Source organism: Ligilactobacillus acidipiscis DSM 15836, assembly GCF_001435755.1.
GTDB classification, from domain to species: domain Bacteria; phylum Bacillota; class Bacilli; order Lactobacillales; family Lactobacillaceae; genus Ligilactobacillus; species Ligilactobacillus acidipiscis.
The window spans coordinates 1-12,068 of the sequence record NZ_AZFI01000047.1 but is presented as its reverse complement, the minus strand read 5'-3'; the positions used below and the strand labels follow the sequence as shown (position 1 = coordinate 12,068).

Below are 12,068 nucleotides of genomic sequence, written 5' to 3'. Positions count from 1 at the left end.
CTAGTTACTGCCCATGCCGGGCGCACCCTAAAAAAAGAGCTCTAGCCCAAAGTCTAGAACTCTTTTTTAGCCAAGTCATACTCAGCTTTTATTGATGATCCGATGGCAATTCATTATTTTCTTCGATGTTTAATTTCTTAGCAACATCTGAAATCGAATAAACGCTGTCGGAAACACTACTTTTTTCTTCTGGTTCAATGTTACGGTATCTAGCCATACCAGTACCAGCAGGAATGATCTTACCAATGATAACATTTTCCTTCAAACCTACCAATGGGTCATTCTTACCGCGGATAGCAGCATCAGTCAAGACACGTGTTGTTTCCTGGAAGGAAGCAGCTGACAAGAAACTATTTGTTTCCAAAGCAGCTTTCGTAATACCAAGTAAAACAGGACGTGAAGTGGCTGGGATACCGCCATTGATCAGTGTTTTAACGTTACGAGCAGAGAAGTCCCTAATATCCATCAAGTTTCCTGGCAATAAGTCAGTGTCACCTGGGTCCATGACACGAACCTTCTGTAACATCTGCCGTGTCATAACTTCGATATGCTTATCGGAGATATCAACACCTTGCATACGGTAAACTTTTTGAACTTCAGCCAAGATATAGTTTTCGGTTGACAAAACATCACGAACTTTGATCAATTCCTTAGGATCGATCGAACCAACTGTCAATGGGTCACCGCGGTGGATCTGATCACCTTCAGCAACACGTAAAACAGCAGTAAACGGTAAACTGTAAGTTCTTGTATCTGTTTCACCCTTGACTGTAACTTCCTTAGTCCGGTCAGCCGGATTTTCCTCGATCGAATCGATCACACCAGTAACTTCGGTGATCACAGCACGACCTTTAGGATTACGTGCTTCAAACAATTCTTGCACACGAGGAAGACCTTGAGTAATATCACCGCCGGCAACACCACCGGTATGGAAAGTACGCATAGTCAACTGAGTACCTGGCTCACCGATAGACTGAGCAGCAACTGTACCAACAGCTTCACCGACTTCAACAGGATCTCCTGTCGCTAAGTTACGTCCGTAACATTTACGACAAACACCGTGACGTGTATTACATGTGAAAGCAGTTCTGATCGTAACAAGTTCAACACCTGCATCGATGATCTTTTGTGCAAGTTCTTCATTGATGAATGTGTCACCAGGGACGATAACATCCCCCGTTTGCGGATCATAAACAGTCTTCATAGTAAAGCGGCCTAAGATCCGGTCATATAACGGTTCGATCATTTCATTGCCTTCGCGGATAGCAGTAACATCTAAGCCGCGATCAGTACCGCAATCATCTTCACGGATAATAACGTCCTGAGCAACATCGACTAAACGACGAGTCAAGTAACCAGAGTTAGCAGTCTTCAAAGCCGTATCAGTCATACCCTTACGAGCACCGTGAGAAGAAATAAACATTTCCAAAACGGAAAGACCTTCACGGAAGTTTGAAATAACTGGCAACTCCATTGTTTTACCAGAAGGAGAAGCCATCAAGCCACGCATTCCAGCTAACTGAGTAAAGTTAGAGATATTACCACGGGCACCGGAATCACTCATCATTTGGATAGGGTTAGACGGATCCATGTTAGCAACCAGCTTTTCTTGGATGTCGTCTTTAGCCTTGTTCCAAATCGAGATAACTCGGTTATAACGTTCGTCATCAGTGATCAAACCACGACGGAACTGTTTACCAACAGTAGCCACGTCTTTATGGGCTTTTTCAATGATAGCAGGTTTCTCTTTCAAGTCAGTCACATCAGAAACACCGACTGTCAAACCAGACTTAGTAGATTCTGCATAACCAAGATCTTTCATCCGGTCAAGTAATTCAGAAGTTTCAGTTACCTTGTAGTCTTGATAGACTTGGGCAATGATATCTGACAAGAAGCCAGATTTGAAAGGCTTGACCAATTCTGCATCACGCAAATATTCATGGATGTCTTGACCTGGTTCTAAGAAATACTTGTCTGGTGTCTGATCGATCAAGTTATCTTCAGTTGGTTCATTCAAGTAAATGAAATCAGCAGGTAAGATCTCGTTAAAGAACGCCTTACCAACACTGGTGACTAAGATCCGTTCTTTTTGCCAGTCAGTGAATGGTGTCCCTTTTTGTGCCAAGGATGATGCCTGTAAACCGATCCGAGTATGCAAATGAACATAGTTGTTCTGATATGCAGTCCTGACTTCGTTAACATCCTTGAAGATCATCCCTTCGCCTTCACGCTTGGATCCTTCGATCGTAATGTAATAGTTACCGATCGTCATATCCTGTGATGGTGAAATGATAGGTTTCCCATCTTTTGGTGCCAAGATATGGTGAGCAGCAAGCATTAACAAACGAGCTTCAGCCTGAGCTTCATCGGACAAAGGAACGTGAATAGCCATCTGGTCACCGTCAAAGTCGGCATTGTAGGCTTCACAAGCTAAAGGATGCAAACGCATCGCTTTACCATCGACCAAAACTGGTTCGAAAGCCTGGATACCTAAACGGTGCAATGTAGGGGCACGGTTCAACAAAACCGGATGTTCTTTGATAACATCTTCCAAAACATCCCAGATATCTTCATCACGACGATCGATCTTACGCTTAGCATTCTTGATGTTTGAAGCCATTTCGCGTTTGACCAATTCTTTCATCATGAATGGTTTGAACAGTTCCAAAGCCATTTCATGCGGAATACCCATTTGATTCAAACGTAATTTAGGACCAACATCAATAACGGAACGACCAGAATAATCGACACGCTTACCTAACAAGTTCTGACGGAAACGTCCTTGCTTACCTTTCAGCATATGTGAAAGTGACTTCAATGGACGATTACCAGGACCAGCCACCGGACGACCCCGACGGCCATTATCGATCAAGGCATCGACAGCTTCTTGCAACATCCGTTTTTCATTTTGAACAATAATGCCAGGAGCATTTAAGTCCAACAAACGTTTCAAACGATTGTTCCGGTTGATCACACGACGATAAAGGTCATTCAGGTCGGATGTGGCGAAACGTCCGCCTTCCAACTGAACCATTGGCCGTAGATCCGGCGGGATGACTGGGATTGCTTCCATGACCATCCACTCTGGTTCATTGCCAGAGTTCAAGAAGGCTTCCAAGATATCCAAACGACGAACAGCACGAGTACGTTTCTGACCAGTAGCCTCACGTAATTCATCTTTTAACTCTGCACATTCTTTTTCAAGGTCAACGTCTTTTAACAGTGTCCGAATTGCTTCGGCACCCATGTCAGCCTTAAAGCCATTACCGTATTCTTCACGTTTCTCACGATACTCACGTTCAGTCATCAACTGCTTTTTCTCAAGCGGAGTGTCACCAGGTTCTGTTACAACGTATGAAGCAAAATAGATAATTTCTTCCAAAGCACGAGGGCTCATGTCTAAGACAAGACCCATCCGGCTAGGGATCCCTTTAAAGTACCAAATGTGAGTTACAGGAGCAGCAAGCTCGATGTGGCCCATCCGTTCACGTCGTACTTTAGAACGAGTAACTTCGACGCCGCAACGATCACAAACGATCCCCTTATAACGAATCCGCTTATATTTCCCACAAGCACATTCCCAGTCTTTTGTGGGTCCAAAAATACGTTCATCAAACAAACCGTCTTTTTCAGGTTTCAGAGTCCGATAGTTGATAGTTTCTGGTTTTTTAACTTCCCCATATGACCAGCTTCTGATCTTATCAGACGAAGCCAAACCGATCTGCATACTATCGAATTTGTTGACATCGATCAAAGGACCGACCTCCCTTTTTTAATGTTGAATTTATTGTTCTTAAGATTTTTGTTCAGTCTCTGAATCTTTACTTTCTTGTGCCTCTTCAGCCTTTTTATCAGCTTGTTCTTTAGCATACTTGCTCAAAGCGTCTACGTTGACGACTTCATCATCATCGTCGTCCATTTCACGTAATTCGATTTCTTGCTTGTCGCTATCGAGCACTTTCATGTCTAAGCCCAGAGCTTGTAATTCCTTAACAAGTACGCGGAATGATTCCGGTACTCCTGGTTGAGGGATCGGTTCACCTTTGACGATGGCTTCATAAGTCCGGACACGTCCGGTGACGTCATCAGACTTGTAGGTCAAGATTTCTTGCAGTGTATAAGCAGCACCGTAAGCTTCCAAAGCCCAAACTTCCATTTCACCGAAACGCTGCCCACCAAACTGTGCTTTACCACCTAATGGTTGTTGCGTAACTAGTGAATATGGTCCAATTGAACGAGCATGGATCTTATCGTCGACCATATGAGCTAACTTCATGTAGTACATAACACCAACGGCGATCCGATTATCAAACGGTTCACCTGTCCGGCCATCGTACAAGATGCTCTTACCATCGTTAGGCAAGCCGGCTTCTTTCAAAGCAGCCCAAATGTCATCGTCAGTTGCACCATCAAAAACAGGTGAAGCAACATGGATACCTAACTTACGGGCAGCCATTCCCAAGTGCAAGTCCAAAACCTGACCAATATTCATCCGGGAAGGAACACCCATTGGCGACAACATAATGTCGATCGGTGTTCCATCAGGCATGAATGGCATATCTTCTTCTGGGATAACAACGGAAACAGTACCCTTGTTACCATGACGTCCGGCCATCTTATCACCAACTTGAAGTTTACGCTTCTGAGCGATATAAACGCGGACCATTTGGTTAACACCAGGCGAGAGTTCATCGCCGTTTTGACGAGTAAAGATCTTGACATCTTGAACGATACCGCCACCACCATGAGGAACATGGAGTGAAGTATCACGAACTTCACGGGCTTTTTCACCGAAGATAGCATGCAGCAAACGTTCTTCAGCTGATAATTCAGTCACACCCTTAGGAGTAACCTTACCAACCAAAATGTCACCGTCTTGCACTTCAGCACCAATGCGGACGATCCCAAATTCATCAAGATCTTTCAAAGCATCTTCACCGACGTTCGGGATCTCACGAGTGATTTCTTCAGGTCCGAGTTTGGTGTCACGTGCTTCAGATTCATGTTGTTCAATATGGATCGAAGTGTAGACATCATCTTTAACTAAGCGTTCACTAATAGCGATCGCATCTTCAAAGTTATAGCCATCCCAAGTCATAAAGGCAATCAATGGGTTTTGTCCCAAAGCTAATTCCCCTTGTTCCATCGAAGGACCATCGGCTAAGACAGAATCTGCCTCGACCTCTTCACCAACATGGACGATCGAAGTTTGGTTATAGTTTTTACCACCATTTGAACGGCGGAATTTCATTAATTTATATTTGTCGAGCGAACCGTCTTCTAGACGAACACGGATCTCTTTAGCATCAACATATTCAACTACCCCATCATGATCGGCGATCAAAGCATCACCAGAATCATGAGCAGCCTTGTATTCAATACCAGTTCCGACTAACGGAGAATGCGGCTGCAGCAACGGCACAGCCTGACGCTGCATGTTGGCACCCATCAAAGCACGGTTAGAGTCATCGTTTTCCAAGAAAGGAATACATGCCGTAGCAACTGCAACAACCTGCTTAGGAGAAACATCCATGTAATCGACCTTATCGATGCTGATTTCCATGTTTTCTTCTTCTTTACGGGCCATAACGATGTCATTGACAAATGAACCATCATCGTTCAACGGAGTGTTAGCCTGAGCAACTACGTATGGATCTTCTTCGTCAGCAGCCAAGTAGTCGATCTTTTGGGTAACTTTATGCGTATCCCAAGATACACGACGGTACGGAGTTTCAACGAAACCATACTTATTAACACGGGCGTACGATGCCAAACTGTTGATCAGTCCAATGTTAGGACCTTCAGGAGTTTCGATCGGGCACATCCGGCCATAGTGAGTATAGTGAACGTCACGAACTTCATATCCGGCACGATCACGAGTCAAACCACCAGGTCCCAAGGCAGATAAACGACGCTTATGCGTTAATTCACCCAATGGGTTAGTCTGGTCCATGAACTGTGACAGCTGTGAACTACCAAAGAATTCTTTGATCGAAGCCACAACTGGACGAATATTGATCAATTGTTGCGGTGTCACTGTGGAAGTATCTTGGATCGACATTCTTTCACGAACAACACGCTCCATCCGGGATAAACCGATCCGGAACTGATTTTGCAATAATTCACCAACAGAACGGATCCGTCGGTTACCCAAGTGATCGATATCATCAGTTGAACCGTAGCCTTCTTGCAAGTTGAAGAAGTAGTTCATGGAAGCGATGATGTCGGCTGGAGTAATATGCTTGTATTTCAAATCAACATTACCATTACCCATAATATTAACGACACGTTCTGGGTCATTTTTCGAATAAACCTTAATGATCTGCAATTTCATTGGTTCTTGAACTACACCATCATCAGAAGGTTGGAAAGTGACCATCTTAAAGTCATCGCGTTTCAAGTAAGGTGCTAATTTGTCCATTACTCGTTTATCGATCGTTTCGTCTTTGTTGACGATGATCTCACCCGTATCAGGGTCAGCCAAGGTTTCAGCAACTACTGAGTTCAGTAAACGAGTCTTCAAGTCTAATTTTTTATTGATCTTATAACGACCAACAGCAGCTAGGTCATAACGTTTAGGATCAAAGAAACGTGCAGTTAACAAACTTCTGGAAGAATCAGCCGTCTTAGGTTCACCAGGACGCAGCCGTTCATAGATATCCTTCAGTGATTCTTCAACTCGAGAATCTTCAGGATTCTTATGCACGTCTTTTTCTAAGGTGAACATTAAACTATCTGTTTCGCCCATCATATCCAAGATCTCACTGTCAGAACCATAACCTAAAGCACGGATCAGTTCAGTCATCGGGATCTTACGTGTCCGGTCGATCCGAACATATGAGATATTCTTAGCGTCTGTTTCATATTCCAACCAAGCACCACGGTTAGGAATGACTGTAGTCCCATAGTTGGTCCGGCCATTCTTATCCAGCTCAGAATTAAAATACACACCAGGGGAACGAACTAATTGTGAAACGATAACACGTTCTGCCCCATTGATAATAAATGTTCCTTCCCTAGTCATTAAAGGAAAATCACCGAAGAACACGTCTTGTGATTTGATTTCATCTGTTTCATGGTTGATCAAACGCAAAGTAACGTGCAGTGGTGCAGAATAGTTAGCATCATGTTCACGTGCCTCATCAACGGTATACTTTGGTTCTAAAAGTTGATAATCGACAAATTCCATGGAAAGCTTACCCTGGAAGTCATCGATTGGCATAATGTCTTCAAACATTTCCCGTAAACCTTCATCTAAGAACCATTTATAAGAATTAGTTTGGATCTCAACCAAGTTAGGCAGATCAAGAACTTCCTTAATGCGGGAATAACTTCTACGCACACGGTTTTTGCCGTATTTTACCAAGTGTCCTGCCAAATTGTTCACCTCTCAAAATATTTCTGTGAATTCAGTATCTGACTAAACTGAAAAGACTAATGTTACATTTTCTTTACAAATTCAACTAATGCAAAAAATTTCGTGATTTTAAGCAAAAAAAAGCAAAAACAGATCGTCGCTAAAAATGGACATCACTATTTTTGCTATTTCTCTATCAACCATGGACAATATATCACAGCCGATAGCTAAATTCACAGTTTTTGCAATTGTTAATTATACCAAGTATTTCAACTTTGTCAAGCCTAAATACTCTAAAAGCTGTTGAGATCCAAAGGGTCAATCACCGGAACAAAAGCTATTTGCTTTGGGTGACAGGTTCTTTTGTTTCTTGTTCTTTGACCTTCAAAGAGATCTTGCCCTTTTGAGCACCGATCGTTACAGTTGACCCCGGCGTGATCTTGCCTTCTAGCAAAGACTCACTTAATCGGTCTTCAATTTCACTTTGAACAGCTCTTCTGATCGGACGCGCACCATACTCTGGATCAAATCCTGCCTTAGCAACAACGTCAATGGCTGCTGGTGTGATCTTGAGCTTGATATTTTGCTCCTTGATCCGTTCGATCACGTCATGGGTCATCAACTTGACAATTTCATGCAATTGTTGTTTATCCAAGGAATGGAAAATAACAACCTCGTCGATTCGGTTCAAGAATTCCGGTCTGAAAGATTGTTTCAAACGATCCTTGATCTTATCAGACATTGCCTGATATTCATCAGTAGTGGCCTTGGCACCAAAACCAACTTCCTTTTTATCACGGATATCAGTGGCGCCTAAGTTAGATGTCATGATGATGATCGTATTTCTAAAGTCGACCTTGCGTCCCTTGGAATCTGTTAAGAAACCATCATCTAAAACTTGCAGCAAGATGTTGAAAACATCAGGGTGAGCTTTTTCAACTTCATCGAGTAAAACAACTGAATACGGCTTATTTCTGACCTTTTCAGAAAGCTGTCCACCCTCATCATAGCCAACATAGCCCGGAGGAGCACCAATCAGACGACTGGTTGAATATTTCTCCATGTATTCACTCATATCGATCCGGACCATATTGTCTTCATCACCAAACATTGCCTCGGCCAACGCCTTAGCCAGTTCAGTCTTACCGACACCAGTCGGTCCCAAGAACATAAACGAACCGATCGGACGAGTCGGGTCGCCTAAGCCGCTGCGAGCACGCCTAATGGCCTTAGAAATAGCAGCAATTGCTTCATTTTGACCGATGACACGTTTGTGCAAGATATTTTCCAGATTGACTAACCGATCACTTTCACTCTTAGTTAACTGAGTAACCGGAACACCGGTCCACTCAGAAACAACGTTAGCAACATCTTCCTCGCCAACTTCCTTAATGTAATGACCGTCTTGTCCTTCTTCTTGTGCCTCTAACTTAGCCAGCTTTTCTTTCCACTTTAATTCCTGTTTACGGTACTTTGCAGCATCCTCGAATTCTTCATCAACTAAAGCTTGTTCTTTAGCGGCCTTGGCATCTTTTAACTTATGCGAGGCCCGAGCTAGTTTTTGTTGGCCGCCAGATGCTGCAATATGAACTCGAGCAGCAGATTCATCCATCAAATCGATGGCTTTATCCGGCAAGAAACGGTTAGTAATATAGCGATCACTCATCTTAACTGCGGCCTGCAAAGCTTCATCAGATAATTTCAACTGGTGATGCTTTTCATACTTCGGACGCAAGCCTTTTAAAATATCAACTGTTTCTTCTGGAGTTGGTTCATCAACAATGATCGTTGCAAATCGTCTCTCCAAAGCAGCGTCTGATTCAACATATTTCTGATATTCATCCAAAGTCGTGGCTCCAATGACTTGCATTTCACCACGAGCTAAGGCAGGTTTCAAGATATTAGAAGCATCGATCGCACCTTCAGCACCGCCGGCACCGATCAAGGTATGCATTTCATCGATAAACAAGATGACATTGCCGTCATGGTAAACTTCATCCAAAATTTTTTTCAGTCGATCTTCAAACTCACCACGATACTTAGTTCCAGCAACTAATGAGCCCATATCGAGCATCATGACCCGTTTGTTGGTAAGCTCTACCGGCACATTATCATTAATGATTTCTTGGGCAAAGCCTTCAGCAATAGCCGTTTTACCAACACCTGGCTCCCCCAGTAAAACTGGGTTATTTTTAGTCCGTCGGCTTAAAATCTGGATCACACGGGTGACCTCTTTTTGTCGGCCGATAACAGGATCGATCTGACCATTTTCAGCCATTTCATTTAGGTTACGAGCCAAACCATCCAAGGTAGGTGTTCCTTCGACCTTGTCTTTTTTCTTCGCATTTCTGCGAACTTGAGTCTGGCTGATCCCCAACTGTCTGAAAACTGTTTGTCTGATCCGTTTAATGTCGATATTTAAGCTATCCAAGATCCGTGATGACAAAATATCGTCATCTTCAAGTAAAGCCAATAAAATATGCTCTGTCCCGATCTTTTCGGAATTTAACAATTCTGCTTGAGCAACGGCACGAGTCAAGATTTTCTTTGCTTTAGGTGAATATGGCAAGTAATTGTCTGGTGCTTGTCTTTTCAAAGTGCCATAACCTGTCAAGCGTTCAATTTCTTCCTTGATATCAGTGGGCGTGATCACGAATTGTGCCAGAACTTTATGGGCGATCCCCTGTTCTTCAGAAACGAGGGCCAGCAACAAGTGTTCCGTACCGATGGCCTGATGCCTAAAGCCATTTGCATTGACTTGTGCGAGTTCTAAAACTCTTTTAGCACTAGGAGTATATGATTCATTCATTTCAAGTCCCCCTTATATAGTCAGGTTTTTTAAAGCAAAAATTCTTTTCTTTAAAAAAGAAGACTTCTTTACCTAAGCTATTTTACGGTCACAAGACACAAATCAATCTGCACACCTTAAGCGATTTAAAACACTAACTAAGATCCGTGCACGGACCACGTTTTCCAAACGTTTATCGGCAAAATCTAGAGTCGTCCGATCCATGGTCGCTAATACTAGGTTTGCTTCTTTTTGTGTCAAAAACTTATCCTCGTAAAGACTTTGTATGATCTGCAAAGCTTTACCAGAAGTAATACTTTCTCCGATAAGATCGATCAGTTGGTCCAAAACATCGGTGTCGTCGATCAAATTGACTTTTGCGATCCGAATGTATCCGCCGCCACCGCGTTTACTCTCAACTAAATATCCATTTTGGATCGTAAACCTCGTTTTGATAACATAGTTGATTTGAGAAGGAACAACATCAAATTGCTCCGCGATCTCAGAACGCTTGATCTCTATTTTTTGCGAATCGGCTAAAATACTTTTGAGATACTTCTCAATAATATCGGATATGTTGCGATTTTGCATTAAACCACATTCCTTATTATCCAACTTTGACTAATATTGACTATTATTATATATGGAAACATGGTCAAATTGCAAAGATAATGCCATATTTGTTTAAATATCTTTTAAATCACGTTGACAAATTGTACTCCTTATAATGATCTGTCCGCAAGCATTTTCTTTGAGTTATTTGAACTATCACCGCTCAAAGCGAGTACCCCCTGGAAACAAAGCTAACTTATTTGTTATATTTATCTCTAGTGATAGCTTTCATTCTTTTGACGACGGTCTTTCTTGGGCCGTTTTTTCTTAACCCCACTAACGCTGATGTTTTTATTTTCTTACTCCTAGGACTTATCAAAATACGATCCGCTCAGCGCATAAACCAAGGTACTTTATCTAACATTTTGATGTTTCAGTCCCTTACAGCTATCCATTACATGCCGCAGCTGCAAATCGTTCACTATAAAACATTGATCAGATGCTCTATTATGGCCATAGTTCAAAAAATTGCAACTAAAACGCACAAAATAAGATCCTTGCTCGCTGTTCTCAAAAATTAGGCCACAAAAAAGACAGGCGTCAAAAACGTCTGCCTTCAAAGTTATCGGGAAAACAGGATTCGAACCTGCGACCTCCACGTCCCGAACGTGGCGCTCTACCAAACTGAGCTACTTCCCGTTGAACATATGCAAATAACACAAAAGACAACTTCAATAACAAATTACTCTGTCATAAAGCTATCTTTGATATATTGTAGTGATCGGGAAGACAGGATTCGAACCTGCGACCCCCTGGTCCCAAACCAGGTGCTCTACCAAGCTGAGCTACTTCCCGATAAAAAATGCACCCAGTAGGAGTCGAACCTACAACCTTCTGATTCGTAGTCAGACACTCTATCCAATTGCGCTATGGGTGCATATAAGTCTATTATAATTTAATTCACTGAAAATTCCNCACTCTATCCAATTGCGCTATGGGTGCATAAAAAATAAAAAAATCAAAATGCCGAGGACCGGAATCGAACCGGTACGGTGATCACTCACCGCAGGATTTTAAGTCCTGTGCGTCTGCCTGTTCCGCCACCCCGGCAGTATTTTGACAAGCGGAAGACGGGATTCGAACCCGCGACCCCCACCATGGCAAGGTGATGTTCTACCACTGAACTACTTCCGCATATGCCGACTAGACGATTCGAACGCCCGACCCTCTGATTACAAATCAGATGCTCTACCAACTGAGCTAAGTCGGCATTAAAATGGTGCGGGTGAAGGGATTCGAACCCCCACGTTAAAAAACACTAGAACCTAAATCTAGCGCGTCTGCCAATTCCGCCACACCCGCAAAAAAAGC

Annotated in this window: 4 protein-coding genes and 7 tRNA genes; all 11 read right to left on the bottom strand. The window is 42.9% G+C overall.

The window, feature by feature from the left end; genetic code table 11:
• Positions 1-88 precede the first annotated feature (88 nt).
• The 11 genes from rpoC to FC65_RS04955 all read right to left on the bottom strand — a co-directional run bounded on the left by rpoC (position 89) and on the right by FC65_RS04955 (position 12,059).
• The gene (gene rpoC, locus FC65_RS05005) at positions 89-3,754 is read right to left on the bottom strand and encodes a DNA-directed RNA polymerase subunit beta' (protein ID WP_056971787.1); all 3,666 of its coding nucleotides are present in this window, start codon (positions 3,752-3,754) and stop codon (positions 89-91) included.
• Positions 3,755-3,793: 39 nt separating this feature from the next.
• On the bottom strand, positions 3,794-7,387 hold the full coding sequence (gene rpoB / locus FC65_RS05000) for a DNA-directed RNA polymerase subunit beta (protein WP_156408573.1): 3,594 nt from the start codon (positions 7,385-7,387) through the stop codon (positions 3,794-3,796).
• A 307-nt stretch (positions 7,388-7,694) separates the two neighbouring features.
• The gene (locus FC65_RS04995; RefSeq protein ID WP_056971785.1) at positions 7,695-10,166 is read right to left on the bottom strand and encodes an ATP-dependent Clp protease ATP-binding subunit; all 2,472 of its coding nucleotides are present in this window, start codon (positions 10,164-10,166) and stop codon (positions 7,695-7,697) included.
• Between the two features lie 102 nt (positions 10,167-10,268).
• Entirely contained in the window at positions 10,269-10,736 is a 468-nt protein-coding gene (locus tag FC65_RS04990) for a CtsR family transcriptional regulator (protein ID WP_056971784.1), read from the bottom strand.
• 586 nt (positions 10,737-11,322) lie between these two features.
• Positions 11,323-11,396, bottom strand: a tRNA-Pro gene (locus FC65_RS04985).
• Positions 11,397-11,478: 82 nt separating this feature from the next.
• Positions 11,479-11,552: transfer RNA gene (locus tag FC65_RS04980), tRNA-Pro, on the bottom strand.
• Between the two features lie 8 nt (positions 11,553-11,560).
• Positions 11,561-11,634: transfer RNA gene (locus FC65_RS04975), tRNA-Arg, on the bottom strand.
• Between the two features lie 87 nt (positions 11,635-11,721).
• Positions 11,722-11,807, bottom strand: a tRNA-Leu gene (locus FC65_RS04970).
• Between the two features lie 12 nt (positions 11,808-11,819).
• Positions 11,820-11,891, bottom strand: a tRNA-Gly gene (locus FC65_RS04965).
• Positions 11,892-11,894: 3 nt separating this feature from the next.
• Positions 11,895-11,967: transfer RNA gene (locus FC65_RS04960), tRNA-Thr, on the bottom strand.
• 7 nt (positions 11,968-11,974) lie between these two features.
• Positions 11,975-12,059 (bottom strand) — tRNA-Leu (locus FC65_RS04955).
• Positions 12,060-12,068: the final 9 nt, after the last annotated feature.